This window comes from Vitiosangium sp. GDMCC 1.1324, from assembly GCF_003044305.1.
Lineage (GTDB): Bacteria > Myxococcota > Myxococcia > Myxococcales > Myxococcaceae > Archangium.
The window spans coordinates 465848-486440 of sequence record NZ_PZOX01000006.1 but is presented as its reverse complement, the minus strand read 5'-3'; the positions used below and the strand labels follow the sequence as shown (position 1 = coordinate 486440).

Genomic DNA, 20593 nt, shown 5'->3' with positions numbered 1-20593 from the left:
GTCCGGCCTGGGAGACTGTGGCGGAACGCCACTGTGGCGGATCGCCACGCCACACCCTTCGCGCGGCGTGCGGTGGGCTCACCCCACCTGATATGAGGCCGGCCCCATGAGCACCAGTTGGCTTCTATGGATTTTGCTGTCCTCATTGACCGGCAGCCCGGTGCTGTCGGCCCTACTGGTGTTGGGCTTCATCTGGGTGGCGGATCGCTACACCGTGGGCATCCTCCCGAGCCCCTTCCGGGCGCTGGGCCGATGGCAGCGCGCCTCGAAGCTGGAGCGGATGCTGCAGTCCAACCCCCATGACCGCAGGGCGCGCTACGAGCTGGCGGATCTGTGGGTGCAGCGGGGGAAGTACGCGGCGGCGGTGACGGTGCTCAAGCCGAACCTGGAGGCGGGCGTCGACGACGTGGCGACGCTGTTCCTGCTCGGGGTGGCGTACCTGGGAGCAGGAGACGCGGCCCGGGGCGAGCTGCTGCTGGACGAGGCGGCGAAGCAGGATCCGGACTATCAGATGGGCGCCATCGATCTGGAGCGCGGGCGCTTCCGGCTGGCGCGCGGGGATCTGAAGGGCTCCATCGAGGCACTGGAGCGCCTGCGCGCGGCCCGGCCCGGGACGGTGGAGGGGCGGGTGATGCTGGCGCGGGCGCTCGACCGGAGTGGCCGGGACGGAGAGGGGGCGCTGATGCGCGAGGAGGCCTGGAAGGAGTACGTGGCCGCTCCCGGCTTCCAGCGCCGGCGCGAGCGGCTGTGGGCGTGGCGCGCACGTCCCAGCCGTCCCATCGCCTACGGGGTGGCGCTGGTGGTTGTCGTCGCGCTCGGGTACTCCGTCCTGAGCCGGGTCACGGCCCACGCGCCCTCACCGGATGGATACGGGTATTACGGCGACTCGGACACGGCGTCCGACAACGAGTGAGGCCGCTCGGCAGTCCCCCGAGGCACCATTGGGCACAAGGGGTTTGGAGGGGCGGGGGGCGGACCTCTAAGCTTCGGCCCTCATGTTTTCCACCCCCGCCCAGGTCCTGAGGCAGCGCGAGGGGGCGCTCGCCGAGACTCCGTTCCCGCTGCTGCTGCATGCGCTGGCCATCGAGGAGCGCACGTGCACGCTGGAATTGAAGGTCCGCCAGCGCGAGAAGCGCATCACCTTCGAGGACGGCGCCCCCGTGGCGTGCTCCAGCAACCTGCTGCACGAGACGCTCGGCAAGTTCCTGGTGGAGAAGGGCAAGCTGTCCGAGGCGGACTACCAGAAGTCGCTCGCGGAGAGCGTGCAGACGGAGGTCCCCATCGGCGGCCTGTTGGTGCAGAAGGGGCTCATCAGCCCGTTCGACCTGTACAAGCAGATGCAGGCGAACATGGCGATGAAGCTGCTGGACTGCTTCCGCTGGACGGACGCGCGCTTCCGGCTCATCGCCGACATCGAGCCGCCGGACACCAGCGTGCGCATGAACACAGCGCAGCTCATCCTCACGGGCATTGCCAGTGTGATGCCCTTCGACGAGGTGGCCACGCACTTCACCTTCACGGATGACCGGCGCTTCGCGCAGGTGCCGGGAGTGGAGGGGCCGAAGCTGTCCTCGAAGGACGCGCGGCTGTTCCAGGCGCTGCGCTTCCGGCCCACCTTCCCGGAGCTGATGCAGCGCTCGGGTCTGGACACCGACTCCACGCTGCGCCGGCTCTATGCCTTCTGTCTGCTGGGACTGGCGGACTTCGCGGAGGAGGTGGACAAGCGTCCGCAGCCTGCCTCGTCGGCACCGGCCCGGACTCCGCCGCCGATTCCTGGCCCCGCCCTGACTCCGCTGCCGGGGACGATCGAGACGGTGGACCCCGCGACGCTCGTGCCGGCCGGGCCCTCGGGCGTGCCGTTCTCGGACGACGACGAGGCGGTGAAGAACGCGCTGCTGAGCGCCTTCCTGTCGCACCGGAGCCAGGATCCGTTCGACCTGCTGGGCGTGCCGGAGAACGTGCAGCCGGTGGCGCTGCGCAAGGCGTTCCTGGCGCTGTCGGACAAGTTCTCTCCCTTGCGGTTCCAGACGGCGGACCTGAAGGAGAAGGCCGAGGCGCTGCTGGTGGGGTATGCGAGGGCGTTCGGCGCGCTGTCGGAAGTGGAGCAGGCGGCGCTCTGGCGCAAGCGGCGGGCGGCGGCGCGCGAGAAGAAGGTGGGGACGGGGAGGCCGTCGACAGAGGAGCAGTTCCGCATCCGGACGGACCTGCTGGATGCGCGCACGCAGTACGACGAGGCGATGAAGCGGCTGAAGGCGGAGAACTACGCGGGCGCCTTCGAGTACTTCGAGTACGCGTGCGACATCGATCCCAAGCCGCTGTACCAGGCGTACCGGGCGTGGGCGCGCTACCTGATGAAGCCCGAGTCGCACGGGAAGCTGGCGCTGCAGGAACTGCAGGCCGTGGCGAAGCAGGAGCCCGGGTGCGAGGAGGCCTGGTACTTCACGGGCGAGGTGTCGCGCGGCGAGGGGCAGTGGGCCCAGGCCGAGGACGCCTACCGCAAGGCCTTCAAGCTCAACCCGAAGAACCGGCAGTACGTGGACCTCATCCAGGAGACGATGAAGCGCGTGAAGCGCTGAGTCCCACCCCCGGCCCTTCCGGCTATTTCACGCAGGCGAGTGGAACCGCCGGGGGGCTCTCCAGGATGTCCCTCCAGTAGTCGAGGCCGAACGCCGCGCTCCCTTCGGGCGACACCTCCACCGCCCGCCAGCGGACCTGCGAGAAGCCCACTTCCTTCAACACCGACGTGAGCGTCTCGTGGCTCCAGCAGTAGGGCGTGACGTCGATCCGCTTGTCGAGGATGTAGGAGACGAGGCGGACGGGCGCTCCGTCCGGCAGGTGCTCGAGGCCCGCGTGCTCGGGCCGGAGGGGGACGAGGGTGAACCCGTACTTCCGATAGAAGTCCTTCCGCGCGAAGTGGGCCTCGGGGTTCACCACCACGGTGATGAAGCGTCCACCGGGCCGGAGGGCGTCATGGGCTCCCCGGCACATGGCCCGGAGCTTCTCCAGGGTCTGCGCGTAGGGCAGCACGTAGACGCCCGTTACGACGTCGAAGGGCCCGAGCCTGCCCGCGTTGCTGGCGTCGTCGAGCACGTACTGGATTCCCCGCGGCTCCTCGGCCTCGCGCGCCCGGGCGTAGTCGATCATGTTCGGGGAGATGTCCAGGCCGACGACCCGGGCCGCCCCCCGTTGAGCGAGCCGCCGCGTGTAGAGCCCGGCACCACAACCCAGGTCCAGGACGGACTGGCCCGTGATGTCGCCCAGGGCCTCGAAGAACGAGGGGGCCTCGACGTAGCGGCGGTAATGGAAGTTCTCGTCGTCCTCATAGGCGCGGACGAAGGCATCGAACTCGGTCGGTATGCGAGCGCTCATAGCACCTCCACCGCGAGGTCCAGGCGAGGCTCGACCTGACCCGAGGGCCAGCCTTCGAGCACCCCCTCCCAGCGTACCTGGGCCCGGGGTGAGAACCGGACGCTCCGGCGCCCCCACTGGCCGATGATCAGGTCCAACCGCAGCGAGGCCTCCGCCTCGTGCCTCAGCCCCCGGCTCATGACGTACGTCGGGGACCAGGCGGCCTCCAGCCGCACCGCGTTGGCCAGCGGGCCGGGCAGGCTCACGCGCTGGGAGAAGGAGAACCGGGGACCCACGGCGGGAGCGAGCTCGTCGAGCCCCCAGCGCAGCGCGGCCCGGGCGCCCACGCCCAGCGCGGCGTAGTGCTGGAAGCGAGGGCCCTCGTCCATCACCAGGAGCGCCTCGGCCTGGGCGGTGGCCCGGTGCGGCAGGTCCACCCCTTCCTCCTCGGTTTCGAGCAAGGCCTCCATGCCCCAGCCCAGCTCATCGAGCAGGGTGCGCCGGTGCCAGGGCGGCTCGCGCAGCAGGGTGCGGTAGCCCAGCAGGGTGAGTCGCGAGTCCAGCACGCGAGGCAGCCCGCGCCTCGGCTCCAGGCGGATCTCCCCGTCGAGCACACGCAGCTCGCTGCTGGGCCGGAAGCCGTGCAGGTAGGACTCGCCCAGAGCCTCGCTCAGCCCCGCCGTGCGCAGTCCCACCACCGGCCGCACCTGCCCCGAGCGCTGGAAATCCATACCCAGAAGCACCGCCGTCCTCGCCGCGCCCGAGGTGGGCAGGGACCGTGAGGCCAGGTCCTGTTCCGACTGGACCTTCATCGCGTGGTCGCGCTCCAGGAAGGACAGCGGATCCACCTCGGAGAGGGGCCCCTCGTGGAGGCCGCCCTGTACCTCGGTGGCGGTGACGAAGGTGGCCTCGGTGGCCTCGGCCCGTGCGAGCGTCCGGGCTTCCTCCGGGGTGGGCTCGCGCCGATCCGCGGTCGCCAGCATCTGCTGGAACAGGGCGACGCGATCGAGCGCCGCGAGCCGCCGCTGCAACACGTCCTCCCGTTCGAAGAGGAGCTGGCGCTCGTGCACTTCGTCCCGGGTCGTGGGCACCGCCTGGTGGAGCTTCACGAGCTGGTTGCGCTCCACCTTCAGCCGCTCGTCCTCGGCCCGGTCCACCTCCGCACGCTCCACCCGCACCGACCAGGCGATGTACGCATGCAGCATCGTGCGGACGGACTCCCGCTCCGGCTCCGGCGCGGAGGCGAGCGCGGCCTCCACCAGCGCGGGCATTCGCGTCCAGGCCTCGTGACGCTTCTCCGGGTCGGACGACTGGAGCCGCCGGTTCAGCAGGCGCAGCCTCGCGCGCACCTCGGGCCCCACCCGCGTGGCCAGTTGCTCGAGCGTCTCCTCGCGTGACTCGTGAGCCCGCAGGGCGCGCTCGCCGGTGGACTCGATGTTGTCCGGGATGTGCTCCAGCAGCGGTTCGCTCTTCCCGTCCGGTCCGGTCACCTCCACCTGGGCGAACGCATCCAACGTGGCACCCGGCACGACCCAGAACGACCCCGGCCTGTGCACCTTGCGCTCTCCCTCCAGCGCTCCATTGACGAGGAAGAGGAGCGCGCTCGCGCAGTTGTCGGTCAAGAAGTAGTACGGCATGTAGCCGCGCCGCTCCATCTCCCAGACGCGCTCCAGCAGCCGCACCTGCTCGCTCGGAGTGAGCCGCATGCGGAAGCGCCGGATGGTGCGCTGCTCCAGCTCCACCGTCTCGTGTGCCAGGTCTCCCAGCGTCAAGGTGAGGAAGCCCAGCGAGAAGGCTCCAGACAACCCCCTCACGATGTAGCGCGGGCCTCCGGATTCCGACCCCGTCAGGGCCACGGGCTGCACCACCGCCTCGAAGCCTGGCCCTTGCGGATGCTCTCCCTCGTGCCACACCGGCCGCATCAGCAGGTGTCCGAAGAGTGACTCGGGCTGACGGCCCGTGGAGGCCACGAGCAGCAGCTCGAAGTGCGACAGCTCCCCGGCCCTGGCCCATGCGTCGAAGGCGGGGCAGGTTCCTCGCGGCGGCAGCGTCCCGAATCCGTCCGCGGCCAGCAGCTCACCGAGCGCCCGCGCCTTGGAGAACTCCTGGCAGCGCACCTGGTCATCCACGGAGAGCGCCTCTTCGCGGAGGGACTCCACCGGGACGAACAGCTCCTCGGCGAAGGTGACCAGGTCCAGGGACGCGCTCTTCTGCCCGCGCGCCCGGCTGAAGGCCCCCTCATAGGTGAGGAGGGACTCCTCGGAGAAGGTGAGCGGCCGCTCGAACGGGAGGATCCACCCGGACAGCCGGCGCCAGCGTGGGGTGCGGCTCCAGCGTCGTGCGTCGTCCCAGCGCTGCATCACCGCGTGCACCACCGCGCGGCGGCGCCACAGCCGCTCCAACTCCGCGTCGGTGAGACGTGCCGTGCGCAGCGTGGCCCGCCGCTCCCGTGAGGGAACGAAGGCGTAGAGATGGAAACGCCGCCGGCCCTCGCTCCAGTCCGGCCGCCGCTCGGAGTCGTTGCCCATGCCGAGCGGTGCCGGCTCCGGGTGCAGCACCAGCTCCAGGGGCTCTCCGGGAGGACGGCGCAGCGCGGGAGGAAGCGCGGCCAGTCCGGCCTCCACCTCCGTCACGAGCGCCGCGTCCTCCGAGGCGGGAGCGCGTAGCACCAGGCCATGCTCCACCTCCAGCGCTCGGACGCGCTCGGCGAGCGTCCGAGCGGCGGCGGGCCCTGCCACCACGAGCCCGGCCGCCAGGACCACCAGGGCTCTCATTCCTCGATTCCATGGGCCGCGAGGAACGCGCGCCGATCCTCCATCAGTCGAGGGTCAGTGCTCGCGAGCTGGCCCACCCGCTCGAGCCAGGTCAGAGCGCGCTCGGGGGTGAGCGCGGCGGAGTCCGCGAGCGAGAGCAATTCGCCGCGGTGCTCGCGCAGCAGACGGCCGAAGACCCGGAGGTTCTCGCGGCGGATGCGCGCCATGGCGGCGAGGTCCTCGATGCTGGGACCGGCTCCGAGCGCCAGGTCCTCACGCAGTTGATGGGTGCGCGCACGCAGGTACGCCTGGGCGGCCTGACCCACGTCCGCGGGAGCGGGGGCGCCAATGGGCGCGGCCCTGAGGATGGCCCAGAAGGCGAACCCCAGACCGCCCACGGTGGCACCCACCGTGGAGAAGGAGAGCACCAGCCCACCATTGCCGCCGCTGCTCTGGCTGCTCTTCGAGTTCTCCGAGCTGCCCTTCGAGCTGTCTCCGGAGTTGGACTGGCTCTGGCTGGAGTCGCTCTTGCTCGACTGGCTGGAGTCGCTCTTGCTCGACTGGCTGGAGTTGGACTGACTCGAGTTGGATTGGCTCGAATCGCTCTTGCTCGATTCACCCGACTGGCTCTGGCTCGAGTGGGACTGGCTCGACTCGTTGTTGGTCGATTCGCCCGAAGTGGATTTGCTCCCCGCGCTGGAGTCGCCGGAGTTCGAGCCCGCCGAGGAGTCGGAGGCGCTCATGGAGCCTGCGCCCACCGCTCCTGGCGTCTGACACCCGGCGACCATCAGTCCTGCGATTGCCCCGACGACGCGAGTCCATTGAGCCTTCATCGTTCCCCCTGGGATGCTGTTCGTGGTCCAACATCTTAGCGATTGCCGTGCCGCGGGTTCTGGCTCGGACTTCCGAGGGGTTGCGAGCGCTCGGTCCCTGCTCGTGCGAAGCGGACTTGGCGGCCGTGTGCAGACCGGTGCACGAAGCTCGCGGATGACGCGGTGCGGTGTCTCACCTGGGACACGCTCAGGGTGAGGGACGGATGAGGCGCACACCGTACTCCTGTTCCAAACGTGTCTGCGTTTCGGCGGACACGCGTGTGCCGCGCAGGTCGAGCTCGCGCAGCATCGGGAGCTGGAGGAGCGCGGCCATCCCCGCATCCGTGACCGCACTGCGCGTCAAATAGAGTGTTCTCAGCGAGTGGGGCAGGTGCGTGAGGCTCGCGTCCGTCACGCGCGTGCTCGCCAGGCTCAGCCAGGTGAGCTGGCTCAACCGCGCGAGCGCTCGCATGCCCGTGTCATCCACCCACGTGCCGCCCAGGTCCAGGGCCGTGAGGCGCGGCAACCGTTCGAGCACGGAGAGCCCCGGGCCGCTGATGGGAGAGGACCTCACGTAGAGCGTCTCCAGCTCCGGCAACGCGGCGAGGTGCTCCAGTCCCGCGTCCGTCACCTGGGTCTTCACGAGGTGCAGGGACTGGAGGTGCGGGAAGGCCTGGAGCGAGGCCAGCCAGTCGTCGGTGAGCCGGGTGCGGCTCAGGTCGAGGTGGCGCAGGGCCTCGCGCGTGCCGAGTTGGCGCAGGCCCTCGGCGCCGAGGGGCGTGTCACTGAGATCGATCCGGGCGAGTGCTCGGAGCGGCGCGAGTGCCTCCAGCGAGGCGTCGGTGAGCGAGAGCCCCGAGAGACCGAGGGACTCGAGCAACTCGAAGCCTCCGACGACGCGCAACCCGGCCCCGGTGACGGCCGTGCGCGACAGGTCCAGCTCGCGCAGTGCCCGGAGGGAGGCGAGGCGCTGGAGCCCGGCGTCGGTGAGGGCCGAGTCATCCAACTGGAGCACCTGGAGCGCTTGGAGTCCGGAGAGCCATCGGAGCCCCGCGCCTCCGACGCGCGTCTTGCTGAGCACCAGGGCTCGCAGTGAGGAGAGGCCGGCGAGGTGCTCGAGTCCCGCGTCCGACACCCGGGTGTTGCCGAGGTGGAGCGCCACCAGTGCGCGAAGCCCGGCCACATGGACGAGTCCCGCGTCGGTGATGGCGAGCCTCGCCAGGCCGAGTTCCTCCAGCTCTGGCATCTGGCGGAGCGCGGTGAGGCCCGCGTCGGTGACACCGGTGCCACTGAGGATGAGCGTGCGCAGGTGGGCGCCGGGCAGGAGCGCGAGCACGGAGTCATCGGACATCGTGTCGGAGAGGTCGAGCCACTCCAACTGGGAGAGTCCGGCGAGGAAGTCGAGCCCCGGCGCTCCGACCGCCGTGCTCCCGAGCCCGAGCCGGCGCAGTCCAGTGAGCGTGGCGAGGGGCTGCAGACCTCGGAGCGACACGGCGGTCTCGTTCAGCAGCAACTCGGTGAGGCGGGTCCGCCCCTCCAAGTGGACGAGCCCCTTGTTCGTCACGCGCGTGCGCTCGAGGTGGAGGGACTCGAGTGTCTCCAGGCCCCGGAGGGCCGCGAGGTGCGCATCGGTGAAGGCCGTATCCGCGAGGTAGAGGGTCGTGAGCCCGGTTCCCTCGACAATCCGGGCGAGGAGGGCGGGCTCGGGGAGCTCCAGCTCGCCGAAGGACAGCCCGGGCACCCGGTACTCCCGCAGCACGGCGGCGAGCGCGAGTGCCTTCGCTTCGGTGCGGATGGGGGCCAGGGGCTCGGCGTACCAGGGGGCCTCCGGGAGTGGCCCCGAATGCGCGGGGTCTGGCGGCAGCACGCCCCACGGGGAGGACACACCGCCCGGAAGCAGCCGATGGACCCTGAGGAGGGGACGAGGTGGCTCCGGGACGGAGACCACCGGGGGCGCGGAGGGGGCGGGGCGCGGAGGCGTCGCACAGGCCGCCGCCAGGAGCAGGAGAACGAGGAGCCGTGCCATGCCACGCAGCCTACCGTGAGACCGCGTGCCTTCTTCCCTGCCTTCACGAGCGGGCGAAGGGGCGCTGGCTCAGTGCACCACGGTGACGGGGCGGCCGGCGTGCTGGACCACGCGATCGCTGACCGAGCCGAGCAGCCATTTGCCGCCGGGGTTGAGCCCCCGGGCACCCATGACGATGAGGTCCGCGCTGAGCTTCGCCGCCATGGAGACGATGGTGTCGGCCGGGCGGCCGATCTCCACCACCTTGTCGACCTGGGCCTTGGGGAGATCAGCGGCCACTTCATCCAGCATGCGCCGCACGGCTTCCAGCTCCTCGGGGGAACGCTGAGGGCCGGCGATGATCTCCGAGTCCAGGAAGCCCAGGGGCAGGACCCGGGGCGGTTCGAGCACGAAGAGGAGGGTGATGCGCGACTGGGTCTGCTGCGCCAGGTCGTGGGCGAAGAGCGCTGCCTTGCGTGAGCTCGCCGAGCCGTCGATACCGACGAGGATGTGGTGAATCACGTCCGCTCCTCCTTGAGGAAAGAACCGGGGCCGCTGCACCCCCCTACCGTCAGGGTGGGTGGGGGGCATCAGGGGCACAAGCCGGGACGTCGCCCAGGGTGCTGACGACACGGCACGGGCTCGACCGTCCGCTCTCCCTCCGGCCGAGGCTACCCGGTTCTTCCTTCGCACGAGGGCGATGCGCGCGAAGGGCATCGAGAAACACGGCGAGCGCCGGTTCCGGCTCTTCGGCGCGGATGGCCACGGACCCATTCCGGCTGGGCCTGCTCGTGAACAACGCGGGCGCGCCGACGCCTTCAGGAGAGGAGGTCGCCACCGACGAGCAGTTCGATGCGGCCTTCGCGCTGAACGTTCACTCCATCTACCGGCTGGCGGCCTTCATCACGGGCGCCACGCTCCACGTCGATGGCGGCATGGCGCTCGGCGGTTAGGAGGACCGCCTCACCCGGAGTGATACCGGGCGAGCCGGACTTCATGGGGACGGATTCACCCGGTGTGAATTTTGGAGGGGCGCGCTCATCCAGAAGAACCTAGAATCGTGTCTCCCTCTCAACAGGAAGGATGGCACATGAGCATGTCTTGGATTCGTGGCATGGGGCTGATCGTCGCGACGCTGGGTCTGGCCGCGTGTGGTGGCCCCATCGAGGAGGAGCCCGTGACGGATGTGGCGTCGACCGAGCAGGCCCTCCGGATGTGCAGCTTGGAAGGCAAGTGCGGCGTCAACGAGGTCTGCGTCGGTGGCCCCGGTGGCACCTGTTATCCGTGCAGCCGGTACCCGCAGTACTGTGAGCTCGCGAGGTAGTTGAGCCTGTCCGAGCGGGGCCTTCCCAGGTGGGGGCCCCGCTCAATACGGAGCCTACGGCTTCACGGTGGTGACGAACTTCGTCTTGCCCCCCTCGACCTTGAGAACCACGGCCTGCTTCACCGCGTCGCGGTTCTCGTCGAGGTTGATGGTGCCGGCCACGCCCGGGAAGTCCCGGGTGGCCACCAGCGCGTCGCGGATGGCCGCGCCCGACAGGTCCGGCGCGCGCTTCATCGCGTCGATGGCGAGCCGCGCGGCGTCATAGGCCAGGGCCGCCACGCTATCGGGCACCGCGCCGTAGGCCGCCTTGTACTTGGTGATGAACTCCTGCACGCGCGGATCCGGGTTATCCACCGAGTAGTGGTTGGAGTAGTAGCTGCCCTCGATGGCCGTGCCGCCCAGCTCGAACAGCTTGTCGGACTCCCACCCGTCACCCCCGAGCAGGGGCACCGTCAGTCCCAGTTCGCGGGCCTGCCGCGCGATGATGCCCACGTCCGTGTAGTACCCGGGCACGAAGAGGGCCTGTGGCTTCGTCTTCTTGATGGTGGTGAGCTGCCCGCGGAAATCCGAGTCGCCCTTCGAGTAGCTCTCGTTGGCCACGATGGCGCCACCCATCTCGGAGAACTTCCGGCTGAACACGTCCGTGAGCCCCACCGAGTACGCGCTCTTGTTGTCCTGCAGCACCGCCACCTGGGTCAGCTTCAGGTCGTCGCGGGCGAACTTCGCCATCACATAGCCCTGGAAGGGGTCGATGAAACAGACGCGGAAGATGTAGTCGCCCTTGCGGGTGACGGCGGGGTTGGTGGACGAGGGAGTAATCATCGGCACCCCGGCTGCCTGGGCCTTGTCCGCCATGGCCATCGAGTTGGACGAGGCGGCCTCGCCCAGGATGACCGCCACCTTGTCCTGGGTGATGAGGCGCGTGGCCGCCTGGGCCGCCTCCTCGGGCTTGCCCTGGCTGTCATAGACACGCACCGCCAGCTTCTTTCCCTTCACCCCGCCCGTGGCGTTGGCCTCCTCGACGGCCATGGCGATGCCGTTGCGCGCGGAGACTCCGAAGGTGGCTTCGCTGCCGGTGAGGCTTCCCACCTGCCCGAGGAGGATGGTGTCCGAGTTCGCCGGGGCTTCCCCGGTGGAGGCCGCCGCCTGGTGAGGAGTGGACTCGGAGGAGGGTGAGGGCTGCGCCTTCTTCTCACAGGCGGCCGCCAGCACGGTGAGCGCGGCGAGGAGCATCGGGGCGATGGGACGGCGCATGAGGACTTCCTCCACGAAACCAAGGCGACCGTCTTCTATCGCACTCTGGTGGTCCTGGCATGCCTGGGGCCGACGCCCGGTCCTCCCGCGCCGCCCGCCGCTACACCACCGTGGGATGGGCCTCGCGCTGCGCGACCTCGCGCAGCACCTCCGCCGCCCTGGGCCCTTCCTCCATCTTCGCGATGTCCGAGAGGCTGATGACCCCGATGAGCACTCCGGACTCGTCCACGCAGATGATGCGCGACTTCTGATTTCGGGCCATCAGGTTCTCGGCGATGTGGATGTCATCCCAGCGCCGGCACGTCACCGCGCCAGGGCTCATCGCCTCGCGCACGCTGACGTTGCTGGGCCGGTGGTCCTGGGACGAGACGCGCACCGTGATGTCCCGGTCGGTGAGGGTCCCCACGGGCTTGCCCTGGTCGTCCACCACCGGCAGGAAGCCGACGCCCTTGTCCCGCATCTTGCGCGCCGCGGTGTGGAGGTTGTCGTAGGGACGGACCAGCTCGACGTCCCGCTTCATGATCTCTTCGCACAGCATCGCGTTGTCCTCCGTCCCTCACACCTTGGGAACGATGGGGTGCCGCGGCCAGGCACTCCAGCCCCACTGGGGGGCGGGCTTCGGCTCGCCCCCATGGGAGCGCGGCGACGCCGGTGAGGTGCGCGCCGCGTTCGACGGGGTCCGCGCTCAGTGCACGGTAGGAACGAGCTGCTCGGCGATGGACACGCCGTTTCCCGGCTCGAGCACGAGCACTTCGCTGGCCGTGTGAACGCCCCCGGCGAAGTAGTAGCCCACCCGGACCTGCCCATCGTCGGTCAGCCTGCCTTGGTGCTGTGGCTGCATCCAGACGTAGCGTGTCCGGTCATCGACTCGCACGGTGATGTCCACTCCGGCGGCGATGTCGCGGATGGTGATGTGGTCCGTCCCGGCCTCCACGATGTTCCCGCTCACCACCTTGTCCACGGCACTCAGGCGTTCGCTCTGGTTCTCGGTCTGCATGGTGCTCCCCATTTCGCCGGCCCGGTCTCCCCCCGTTCGGCTGAGCGGCCGGCCGTACCCCAGGCCAGCCACTCCGGCACCCGCGGGGAGGGGCGACGCTCATTCAGCTCTCAAGCTGGAGCCGCCCGCGTTCCGGGCCAACCGTGGTCGCGCCCCCCGCCCCGGATGCAGGCAGTGGAGCGGGCCGGGAGAGGGCGGCGAACCAGCTGAACACGGGCTGCTCCAGCAGCCAGGGTCATGGCGTGGCCCGTCGGAGTTCGTCATTTCGAGCACTTAGCAGGGCCCTGGGGAAAATCATCCGGCGTGTCGATCTCGCGGAGCGTCATTCGTCGTGACGGTAGAGCCACCCGAAGGAGACACGACATGAAGGCCACCCTGGGAACAGACACGACGCTTGCTGCAGGCGCCACCGAAGGCCACACCCCGAAGTCGCTCGCTCGCCATCTTCCGACCGCCGGACGGCTCTTGATGGGGCTCATCTTCTTCGTCTTCGGGCTGAACGGCCTCCTGAACTTCCTGCCGCCGCCCTCGACGCCCGTGCCCGAAGGCGCCGTCGCGTTCGGCGGTGCGCTCATGAAGACGGGCTACATGTTCCAACTGGTCAAGGGCACCGAAGTGCTCGTGGGAGCGCTGCTGCTGGCCAACCGATTCGTGCCGCTGGCGCTGGCCCTCATCGCACCCGTCGTCGTGAACATCTTCGCGTTCCACATCTTCCTCGCCCCGGACGGGACCGGTTTCTCCATCGTCATCCTGGCTCTGGAGATCTACCTGGCGTGGTCGTACCGGAATGCGTACCGCTCCATGCTCGTCTCGCGCGCGACACCGGGCTCGAAGTGAGCCTGGTTCATCCCCACGAGCTCCGCACGAACCTCTGAAGGAACTGACATGACAAACGCTCGCGCGCAGACCGGATACGCAGACGTGAATGGCGTCCACCTCTATTACGAGATTCACGGCACCGGAAAACCGTTGATCCTCCTGCATGGCGGCCTGGGCTTCACCAGCATGTTTGGCCCGCTCCTGCCGCAGCTGGCTGAGAAACGGAAGGTCATCGCCGTCGATTTGCAGGCTCATGGCCGCACGGCCGACATCGACCGCCCGATTCGCTGTGAGTTGATGGGCGACGACATCGTGGCGCTGATCAAGCACCTGGGCTTCCAGAAGGCCGACGTCATGGGCTATTCGCTGGGCGGCGGCGTTGCCCTGCGGACGGCGATCCAGCACCCGGAAGTCGTCGACAGGCTCGTTCTCGTTTCGGTCCCCTACAGCCGGAATGGCTGGTATCCGGAGATCCGTCAAAGCATGTCGCAGATGGGGGCATCCGCCTTCGAGTTCATGAAGGCGACTCCGATGTATCAGGGTTATGCCGCCGTCGCTCCGAAGCCCGGGAACTTCCCGGCGCTGCTCGACAAGATGGGCGAGTTGCTTCGCCAGGAGTACGACTGGTCACGTGAGGTCGCGGCGCTGAAGATACCGGTGCTGCTCGTCTACGCCGATGCAGACAGCGTCATCCCGTTGCATGCCGTGGAATTCTTCCAGCTGCTCGGCGGCGGCCAGAGGGACGCCGGCTGGGACGGTTCGGGGATGTCCAGTGCGAGGCTCGCCATCCTGCCGGGCCTGACCCACTACAACGTCTTCATGTCCCCCTTGCTGGCGCAGATGGTGACCCCCTTCCTCGACGCTCCCGCCGAGGTCGCCAGGAAGTTCGCGGGCACGTAGGCAAACAGCGCGAGCACCCCTCGTGAGCCATGGAGGCCTCCCGATCCAGGCGGTTGCGGATGTGTCCGGAGGCCGTGAGTGTCCTGAAGCCGTCATCACCCATACCCCGGCGAGGCGCAGACTCAGAGCAGCGAGAAGAGTGGCACCACCATCAAGTAGGCTTTCGTCTCCAGCGTCCCGTCCGGCCACACCACGAATTTGAAGTCCACCATCCGATGGATACGGACGGGCCAGGCTCCGGGTGCCAGAGCGGCCCTCGCAGTGCCCGGCCACGCCTGGAGCGCCTCCCGTTTCTCCGGTGTGCACTGTCCCAGGTTCACCAATCCAGAGAGCAGCCGCCAGGCCTCGCGGTAGTCACCCTCCGGGCAGAACTCCGTACACACCCCGAATCTGGGGGAGAGCTCCTCCCCCTGCAGTTCCACCTCCAGCTTCACCAGTCCCTTCCGTGGCCTGCACAGTCGGTCCAGCACGAAACAGACGCGCTCTCCTGGTCCCTTCCAGCCGATCCGCTCGAGGTACGCCGGCACCGTCTCCACCTTCAGTCGGGACCAGAGCCGGAGTACATTTGGGCTCCGGCTGTTGGTGATGCCCAGGAAGATGGCCCGCCCCTCGGGTGGTTGCTCCGCCTCGGCGATACAGGTGCGTACCCGCTCACGCATGGCGCGTGTGAGCGGCTTGCCCCGGAGCAGCTCGATCGCCGCTTCGGTGGGCCCGCGGAAGGCTTCGGAAGTGACCGGTGGCCGGTGCGCGTCTGGCTCGTACATGCACGGATCTATGCAGATGCCGAGCTGCGGGACGGGCACCCGTATACCTCCTCCATCCAGGTCGAACTCGAGCCAGATGTTGGGCGATAGGCGCTCCAACGCTCCATCCACCCAGGACGTGAAGAGCCGGCGGATGCGCCGCCACCGTTCGTCTCTGAAGAGTTCTGGCCGTGGTGTCCGCCGTGGCGCCCGCCCCGCGTAGACGCGAGCACCTTCGCCACGGCGGACGACGGCGAGCAGATCCACCCGCTGTTGCCCTTCGGCGAGCCGGCACTCCAGGTTGTAGCAGACGGTGCCTTCGGGCAGCCGGGTCGCGACGGCGAGGATGTCCGACCACGCGCGCGCCCCCACGAGACAGTCCGCCACGAAGGGCCGTATGGCCTCGAGCGTGGGGGCCACGGGCCAGAGTGTCACGCTCATGAGCCCGCGCCTCCGGCGAAGCCGGGCTGGAGCCTCAGCGCTGGGTAGGCCTTGAGTTCGCTCAGTCGCCCTCCCTCCCAGAGCACCTTGACGTGGTGCAGGGTGCGGAGCAATTGCAGCGCGGGGCCGAAGGGAGCGCGCCCGGGCCAGCGGAGCAGCGCATCGCACTGCTCCGGGCTGCACAGGCCGTCCTCGCCCCACTCCGCGAGCAGTCTGGGCCACCTCGGCTCATTCCCCAGCGCCCGGTGAAAGGCAAACTCCAGGCCGAGCCGGGGCCCGAGCGCGCCTCCGGGCTCCACGTCGAGTGACAGGCCGAGTCGGTCGACATCCGGTGCTCGCGCGTTGAAGCTCCGGGTCAGCTCCTCGAGCGGGTAGGGCCAACCCAGCGCATGGAGGTACTGCGGGAGCTGAAGAGGCTTCAGCTCCAGGGCGAGCCGCACGTCGCGATTCCGACCGAGCATGGCCGCGACATGGTTGAGCGAGCCACCGGGGGGAAGCGTGTCCACGCAGCGTTGGATACGAGTGTGCACCGCCTTGGACAACCTCTCTCCATGGAAAAGCAGGAAGGCTTCATCGACCTGGCGCTCCAGGCTGCTCCCCTGATTGATGGAGAAGAAGACAGAGGGCGTCGCGGAACCGGGCAGGTCGAACTCCAGCCAGAGCAGGCCAATGTCGTGAACGGGAGAACCAGGGGTGAACCAGCCCGTCAGGAATCGCATGAGGGGGCGCCACGCGGGCCGTTCTTCCAGCCCCTCCAGTCTTCCCTTGAGTGCCTCTCGACTCGAGGCCGTCAGACAGCAGAGCAGATCGACCCGCGTCTCCTCACCGCCAAGGTGACATTCCAGACAGTGGATGTCCGCTGGAAGCGGCAGCGTGTCGGCGAGGTCCCACAGTCGCGTCCAGGCTGCTGGCCCCACCAGAGGGAAGGTGAGTCGGGTGCGTGAGACATCCAGCAGCGACCGGGTTGATGAGAGCATTCTCACCTCAGACGAACAGGGAGAAGCGTGGCTGGAAGAACAGGTATGCCTTTGCCTGGATCTCCGCTCCGTCGAGGACGAGCTTGAGCACGAGATCTCGCTCCAGCCGGAGCGGCCAACCTCCTCCGTCGCGCCGCAGTCGTGCTGGACCCCTCCAGGCCAGCAGCGCGTCGCGCTCCTCCGCCGTACACAACCCCTCCGCGCTCAGGCCCTGGAGCAGCCGTTCCCATTCCGGCGTGCCGGGGGCGCCATACCGGAACGAGAGCTCCAGGCCCAGCCGCTGTCCCAGGCTCGGCCCGAGTGCGAGATCCAGCTTCGCGAGGTGCTGGCCGGGGGCGTGGCGCTCCAGGAGCTCCAGGACCTGCTCCGGGGAAACAGGTGAGCCAATCCGTGACAGCCAGGTGGCCAGCCCGTCGCGAGGCACCAGCGCGTTCAGCTTCAGCGGAGCGCCAGCCCGCGAGAACATCCGCGACAGATGGAGCAGGCGTCCCCCGGCGGGAAGCTGCTCATGGCAGACCCTGAGTTGTTCCAGCGTTGGACTCTCGAGGCCACCACGCGGCAGCAGGGTGGTGGCGGTCTGGACCAGCTCCAACAGCGCTTCCGTGTCGAAGCCACCACCCGGGACGCCGGTTCGCGCATCCAGGTCCGGAGGATGCCGCTGGAAGTCCGGATCGATGCAGAAGTGGAAGCCGGGGACGGGCACCGGCCCTGGAGCGCCCTCCACGTCGAACTCCAGGAGCGTCAAGGGGATGCGCTGGCCGAGCCACGAGCTCGGCCGGGCCCAGTCGGCATAGAACGCCAGCAACTGACGCCAGAGCGGCTCTTGTCTCCACGCGAGGGGCCAGCGTTCCTCGATGGCCAGGCCCTTCCGGCGATCCGTCCCCAGCGTCCCGAGCAGGAGGTCGACCCGGCCTCGTTCTCTCCCGAGCCTGCACTCGAAGTAGCCTCCGGAGAGGGTGTCAGGAACCCCGGATGCGGTCGCCAGCACGTTCCGGAATGCCCATGGTGGCACGAGCGCGGGCTCCAGCAGGGGTTGGAGGGCCAGCAGCAGGGGGCGCACCGTCCCGCTCACGCCGTTCCCCGGAACATGTCGAGCAGGTGCTGGCCGTGGGGCGTTCCCAGCCCTGTGCATGGATCCCATCCGAGAGCCGCCTGGTAGATGGTTACCTGGCCGCCGATCTGGCTGTTGCCCGAGGTGATGTCGTTGAAGCATTGCGAGGCGTGCGAGTAGAGCTGCGGATTGATGAATCCCAGCCGCCTGCCCAGCGCCTGGTTCAACACCAGGATCAAGGCAGCCCAGAGCGGGACCGCGGCACTGGTCCCGCACCCCGCGATGTTGAGTCCCTGGCCCGAGCCATTGCCGAGAAATAGCCAGTATCCCGATTGGCCCGACGCATTCGCCGAAACGTCGGGAACGCCGCGCATGTTGTTCACGGAGGAAAAGCCGATGCCCTGCTGCCAGCCAGGGCGTGCGTAGAACGTGCTGAAACCTCCCGAGCTCGCGGAGACCTGCTGATTCCAGACCACCTCGGTGTTGATGGCCGGGAAGGTTGCATTCTCGATGTAGGTACCGCCCACCGACAGCACGAACGGGCTCGAGGCAGGGTATTGGATGTATTGGGCTCCTTGGTTCCCCGAAGCGACGACGGTGGTGCACCCGTTCTGCCCGGCGTAGGCGAGCAGGTTGTCCGCCGTGAGTCGCTCGCCGGATGTGAAACCCGCTCCCTCCTGTTCACCCCAGCTGCACGAGATGACGGAGGCGCCATCCAGGAACGCTTGCATCAAGGCGAGCACCGCGCCCAGGCTCGAGCCGTCACAGACGTAGACCTTGAGTTCCGCATCCGGAGCGGCGCCTGCGAGGATCTCCACGTCCATGAGTGCCTCGATGGTCCATCTGATATCCTCCACGGAGACGGGGACTTGCTGGCCAGGGGAAGGTGGAGGGGGTTGTGGGGCTCCGCCGCCTCCGGTTGGGCCCCCGGGAGGGGCGGGAGGCCCGAGCAAGGGCTCCGGTACTCCGAATTGCGTATACAATTCCTTGAGGAGGTTCTGGCACGAGCTGAATATCGCGGGTCTGTTGAGCACGTTGACCGGGACGACCTGGGGCTGGGATGCGCCGACACCGAGGCTGGTGAAGTAGCCCTCCAGAAGTGACTGCGAAAACCCCCCACCGCAGATGATGATGGCGGCCTTCTGGCCCTGCCCGGTGGCGCTCGATGGGAAGTTGTAGAGGGTTCGCAACTGCTTGGCTGTGTAGGCGGTATTGAACGGGGGCGCGACGGTCCTGAGCGCTTCCAGCCGGGGCCGGGCCAGGGGCGCCACCATCTGGGATAATGGAACAGGCTTGATCACCGGTATGGTGTGCAACCCGAGCACCTGTACCAGAACGCCAGACAGCTCCTGGGGAACATGGGGAGTTCCATCCGACGCGTAGAACGTGCGGTTTTTCAAACTGTACTGCGTCAACCCCACACCAAAGAGCTTCTCGACATTCTTCGCGGTGGTCTTCACCGAGACCAGTCCCGCTTTCGCCAACATCTGTTCGGTGATCAAATCGTACTGTCGCGCGATTGCTGCGAAGGCCGCATGCCAGTTCGCGGACGGGTCGAAGAAGAAGATGAGGTGGACGACGATGTCAGGGGACAAAGGTCCGACCTCCTTCGCGCCTCGTGGGATGGTCTGTGGGGGGAACACGGGTTGTTGTGGGTTCATGAGCGTTTGCTCCTGAATGAATGGGCCGGTCACCAGTTGGGATCTATGCACTGGATGGTTTTCAGTTCCTCGATGATCTCACGGGCGATCTGATCGAAATCTTGAGATTTGAGTGCCTTCTTCTGGGGATCGCTCAGGCCATACGACTGCATGACTTTGTCTGGATCTTTGACGAACGCGTCGAGCGTCTTCTTCAGTACACCCGGACGGCGCCTATCGAAGAGATCCGAGAGGAGGTTGAGAAAAGGAAGCTTTGGAAGGGGAGTTGAAGTCATACAATCTCCAGTCCTCTGATGGGATTCCAGGATAGGCAGCAATTTCTATCCTGTCCATGAGACCGGAGTCGTGCTTGCTCAGGAACTGAAGACGAGCGGCAGCGAATGAAAGCCGTAGAATATCCCTCCGTTGAACTTGGGTTGCCGCGAGCGCTCCGGATCCAGCCTCAGCCCGGGCTGAGAGTGGAAGAGGACCTCCAGCCCACGTGCCAGCACCTGGCGAGCCAGCGCCGCTCCCAGGCAGGTATGCGGTCCGGACGCGAACGACAGGTGCCGGTTGGGCTTCCGGGTGATGTCGAAGCAGTCGGGTTCGTGAAAGGCCGTGGGGTCCCGGTTTGCGGCGGCGACCGCGAGGCAGACCCACTGTCCGCTCCGGAGCACCTTCCCGCCCATGGGGATGTCATCGAGGGCGATGCGGTAGATGAGCGGCGCCGAAGGGGTGTATCTCAGCACCTCTTCCACCGCGCCAGTGAGCAACTCGGGGCGCTCTCGCAGGAGCAGGCGCTGGTTTGGGTGGATGAGCAGATTGTAGACTCCCGTGCTCAGCTGGTCGCTGGTGGCGACGTACCCTGCGGTCAGAGTCAGGATGACGTTGGAGATCAGCTCTGTCACGTCCATCCGCTCCTCGGGCTCGTTTCGAAGGAGGTGGCGGAGTAGGTACTTCTCCATTCGCCGCATGCTGTCGTTGGCACGGCGGACGGGTCCGGCTTCCAGCACGTTGCCGAACTTTCCCGCCGCGTCGATCCACGTCCGGAAGCGTTTCCGGTCTTTCGTGGGAATATCGAAGAGCTCCATCAGGATGAGTGGAACCAAGGGGGCCGAGAAGTCCGAAACCAGCTCCATCCGGCCTTGGTCCCGCACCGCCGCGAGAAGTTCGTCCATCACCCGAGCCACCACGGGCCGCCAGCTCTTGACGAACGCATGGGTGAAGCCGGTGCCGTACTCCTTCCGGAGCCGTGCGTGGTCCGCGCCGTCTGTCATCAGCATGGACCGCTTGGAGAGGCGTAGGTAATCCCTGGTCAGGGAGGCCTTGTCCGCCAGATAGCGCGCGATGAAGAGCTCGCTGCGCGCGGAGCTCAGCCGAGGATCGCGAAAGGCGTGAGCGACATCCTCGTAACGGGTGAGGAACCAACACTGGAGCTGCTCCGACCAGTGCACCGGGTCCGTCTGCCGGAGCCGCGCATGGGCTCGTGACGCGTCGAACAGGCTCGCCAGGCTCGAGAGTGGATCCAT

20 protein-coding genes are annotated in these 20593 nt (G+C 68.0%); 6 read left to right on the top strand and 14 right to left on the bottom strand.

The features are described 5' to 3' along the window. Positions 1–106: 106 nt before the first annotated feature. Together DAT35_RS20900 and DAT35_RS20895 are read left to right on the top strand one after the other, a co-directional pair. The gene (locus DAT35_RS20900) at positions 107–913 is read left to right on the top strand and encodes a lipopolysaccharide assembly protein LapB (RefSeq protein WP_108068819.1); all 807 of its coding nucleotides are present in this window, start codon (positions 107–109) and stop codon (positions 911–913) included. 82 nt (positions 914–995) lie between these two features. Next, positions 996–2576 carry a DUF4388 domain-containing protein gene (locus DAT35_RS20895; RefSeq protein ID WP_108068818.1) on the top strand — a complete coding sequence of 527 codons (1581 nt, stop codon included), beginning with the start codon at positions 996–998 and terminating at the stop codon, positions 2574–2576. A 22-nt stretch (positions 2577–2598) separates the two neighbouring features. On the opposite strand, the gene DAT35_RS20890 is transcribed toward DAT35_RS20895, so the two are convergent. The 5 genes from DAT35_RS20890 to DAT35_RS59045 form a co-directional block, all read right to left on the bottom strand. Further along, positions 2599–3369, bottom strand: a complete 771-nt coding sequence (locus tag DAT35_RS20890) for a class I SAM-dependent methyltransferase (RefSeq protein WP_108068817.1) — start codon at positions 3367–3369, stop codon at positions 2599–2601. After that, a complete protein-coding gene (locus DAT35_RS20885) occupies positions 3366–6122 on the bottom strand; it encodes a DUF4105 domain-containing protein (protein WP_108068816.1) in 2757 nt (918 codons plus the stop codon). Before DAT35_RS20885 ends, DAT35_RS20890 begins: the two co-directional genes overlap by 4 nt. Next, a complete protein-coding gene (locus DAT35_RS60815) occupies positions 6119–6844 on the bottom strand; it encodes a hypothetical protein (RefSeq protein WP_233261605.1) in 726 nt (241 codons plus the stop codon). Before DAT35_RS60815 ends, DAT35_RS20885 begins: the two co-directional genes overlap by 4 nt. 277 nt (positions 6845–7121) lie before the next feature. Beyond that, entirely contained in the window at positions 7122–8939 is a 1818-nt protein-coding gene (locus DAT35_RS20870) for a hypothetical protein (RefSeq protein WP_108068813.1), read from the bottom strand. 69 nt (positions 8940–9008) lie between these two features. Beyond that, a complete protein-coding gene (locus DAT35_RS59045; RefSeq protein ID WP_158501809.1) occupies positions 9009–9440 on the bottom strand; it encodes a universal stress protein in 432 nt (143 codons plus the stop codon). Between the two features lie 236 nt (positions 9441–9676). On the opposite strand from DAT35_RS59045, the gene DAT35_RS20860 reads away from it, so the two are divergent. After that, on the top strand, positions 9677–9871 hold the full coding sequence (locus DAT35_RS20860; RefSeq protein ID WP_108068811.1) for a hypothetical protein: 195 nt from the start codon (positions 9677–9679) through the stop codon (positions 9869–9871). Between the two features lie 143 nt (positions 9872–10014). Further along, complete coding sequence (locus tag DAT35_RS20855; protein WP_233261604.1) at positions 10015–10242, top strand: hypothetical protein; 228 nt, start codon at positions 10015–10017, stop codon at positions 10240–10242. 54 nt (positions 10243–10296) lie between these two features. Here DAT35_RS20855 and DAT35_RS20850 read toward each other — a convergent pair whose 3' ends face one another. From DAT35_RS20850 to DAT35_RS20840, 3 genes are all read right to left on the bottom strand, one after another. Beyond that, the gene (locus DAT35_RS20850; protein WP_108068809.1) at positions 10297–11496 is read right to left on the bottom strand and encodes an ABC transporter substrate-binding protein; all 1200 of its coding nucleotides are present in this window, start codon (positions 11494–11496) and stop codon (positions 10297–10299) included. Positions 11497–11596: 100 nt separating this feature from the next. Then, a complete protein-coding gene (locus tag DAT35_RS20845) occupies positions 11597–12016 on the bottom strand; it encodes a CBS domain-containing protein (RefSeq protein WP_233261603.1) in 420 nt (139 codons plus the stop codon). A 165-nt stretch (positions 12017–12181) separates the two neighbouring features. Continuing rightward, positions 12182–12493, bottom strand: coding sequence for a hypothetical protein (locus tag DAT35_RS20840; RefSeq protein ID WP_146209811.1), 312 nt, complete (start codon positions 12491–12493; stop codon positions 12182–12184). A gap of 363 nt (positions 12494–12856) precedes the next feature. Here DAT35_RS20840 and DAT35_RS20835 point away from each other — a divergent pair, with 363 nt between their 5' ends. After that, entirely contained in the window at positions 12857–13330 is a 474-nt protein-coding gene (locus DAT35_RS20835; protein ID WP_233261602.1) for a DoxX family protein, read from the top strand. A gap of 48 nt (positions 13331–13378) precedes the next feature. Beyond that, positions 13379–14212: an alpha/beta fold hydrolase gene (locus tag DAT35_RS20830; protein WP_108068806.1), complete on the top strand. Its 834-nt coding sequence runs from the start codon at positions 13379–13381 to the stop codon at positions 14210–14212. 122 nt (positions 14213–14334) lie between these two features. Here the strand turns inward: DAT35_RS20830 and DAT35_RS20825 are convergent, their stop codons facing one another. The 6 genes from DAT35_RS20825 to DAT35_RS20800 form a co-directional block, all read right to left on the bottom strand. Beyond that, on the bottom strand, positions 14335–15396 hold the full coding sequence (locus tag DAT35_RS20825; RefSeq protein WP_108068805.1) for a hypothetical protein: 1062 nt from the start codon (positions 15394–15396) through the stop codon (positions 14335–14337). Further along, on the bottom strand, positions 15393–16373 hold the full coding sequence (locus DAT35_RS20820; protein WP_146209810.1) for a hypothetical protein: 981 nt from the start codon (positions 16371–16373) through the stop codon (positions 15393–15395). Before DAT35_RS20820 ends, DAT35_RS20825 begins: the two co-directional genes overlap by 4 nt. A gap of 7 nt (positions 16374–16380) precedes the next feature. Beyond that, positions 16381–17445: a hypothetical protein gene (locus DAT35_RS20815; protein ID WP_108068803.1), complete on the bottom strand. Its 1065-nt coding sequence runs from the start codon at positions 17443–17445 to the stop codon at positions 16381–16383. Further along, complete coding sequence (locus DAT35_RS20810; protein WP_158501808.1) at positions 17442–19019, bottom strand: S8 family serine peptidase; 1578 nt, start codon at positions 19017–19019, stop codon at positions 17442–17444. Before DAT35_RS20810 ends, DAT35_RS20815 begins: the two co-directional genes overlap by 4 nt. Before the next feature lie 95 nt (positions 19020–19114). Then, positions 19115–19360 carry a hypothetical protein gene (locus DAT35_RS58240; protein ID WP_146209808.1) on the bottom strand — a complete coding sequence of 82 codons (246 nt, stop codon included), beginning with the start codon at positions 19358–19360 and terminating at the stop codon, positions 19115–19117. A 78-nt stretch (positions 19361–19438) separates the two neighbouring features. Beyond that, positions 19439–20593 (bottom strand): cytochrome P450, encoded by a 1155-nt coding sequence (locus DAT35_RS20800; protein WP_108068800.1) that lies wholly within the window; start codon positions 20591–20593, stop codon positions 19439–19441.

What these genes read in the sequence shown, in the direction of transcription:
- DAT35_RS20900 (WP_108068819.1), top strand. Translation starts at nt 107, where the DNA reads ATGAGCACCAGTTGGCTTCTATGGATTTTGCTGTCCTCATTGACCGGC.
- DAT35_RS20895 (WP_108068818.1), top strand. Translation starts at nt 996, where the DNA reads ATGTTTTCCACCCCCGCCCAGGTCCTGAGGCAGCGCGAGGGGGCGCTC.
- DAT35_RS20890 (WP_108068817.1), bottom strand. Translation starts at nt 3,369, where the DNA reads ATGAGCGCTCGCATACCGACCGAGTTCGATGCCTTCGTCCGCGCCTAT.
- DAT35_RS20885 (WP_108068816.1), bottom strand. Translation starts at nt 6,122, where the DNA reads ATGAGAGCCCTGGTGGTCCTGGCGGCCGGGCTCGTGGTGGCAGGGCCC.
- DAT35_RS60815 (WP_233261605.1), bottom strand. Translation starts at nt 6,844, where the DNA reads ATGAGCGCCTCCGACTCCTCGGCGGGCTCGAACTCCGGCGACTCCAGC.
- DAT35_RS20870 (WP_108068813.1), bottom strand. Translation starts at nt 8,939, where the DNA reads ATGGCACGGCTCCTCGTTCTCCTGCTCCTGGCGGCGGCCTGTGCGACG.
- DAT35_RS20860 (WP_108068811.1), top strand. Translation starts at nt 9,677, where the DNA reads ATGGCCACGGACCCATTCCGGCTGGGCCTGCTCGTGAACAACGCGGGC.
- DAT35_RS20855 (WP_233261604.1), top strand. Translation starts at nt 10,015, where the DNA reads ATGTCTTGGATTCGTGGCATGGGGCTGATCGTCGCGACGCTGGGTCTG.
- DAT35_RS20850 (WP_108068809.1), bottom strand. Translation starts at nt 11,496, where the DNA reads ATGCGCCGTCCCATCGCCCCGATGCTCCTCGCCGCGCTCACCGTGCTG.
- DAT35_RS20845 (WP_233261603.1), bottom strand. Translation starts at nt 12,016, where the DNA reads ATGAAGCGGGACGTCGAGCTGGTCCGTCCCTACGACAACCTCCACACC.
- DAT35_RS20840 (WP_146209811.1), bottom strand. Translation starts at nt 12,493, where the DNA reads ATGCAGACCGAGAACCAGAGCGAACGCCTGAGTGCCGTGGACAAGGTG.
- DAT35_RS20835 (WP_233261602.1), top strand. Translation starts at nt 12,857, where the DNA reads ATGAAGGCCACCCTGGGAACAGACACGACGCTTGCTGCAGGCGCCACC.
- DAT35_RS20830 (WP_108068806.1), top strand. Translation starts at nt 13,379, where the DNA reads ATGACAAACGCTCGCGCGCAGACCGGATACGCAGACGTGAATGGCGTC.
- DAT35_RS20825 (WP_108068805.1), bottom strand. Translation starts at nt 15,396, where the DNA reads ATGAGCGTGACACTCTGGCCCGTGGCCCCCACGCTCGAGGCCATACGG.
- DAT35_RS20820 (WP_146209810.1), bottom strand. Translation starts at nt 16,373, where the DNA reads ATGCTCTCATCAACCCGGTCGCTGCTGGATGTCTCACGCACCCGACTC.
- DAT35_RS58240 (WP_146209808.1), bottom strand. Translation starts at nt 19,360, where the DNA reads ATGACTTCAACTCCCCTTCCAAAGCTTCCTTTTCTCAACCTCCTCTCG.
- DAT35_RS20800 (WP_108068800.1), bottom strand. Translation starts at nt 20,593, where the DNA reads ATGGATCCACTCTCGAGCCTGGCGAGCCTGTTCGACGCGTCACGAGCC.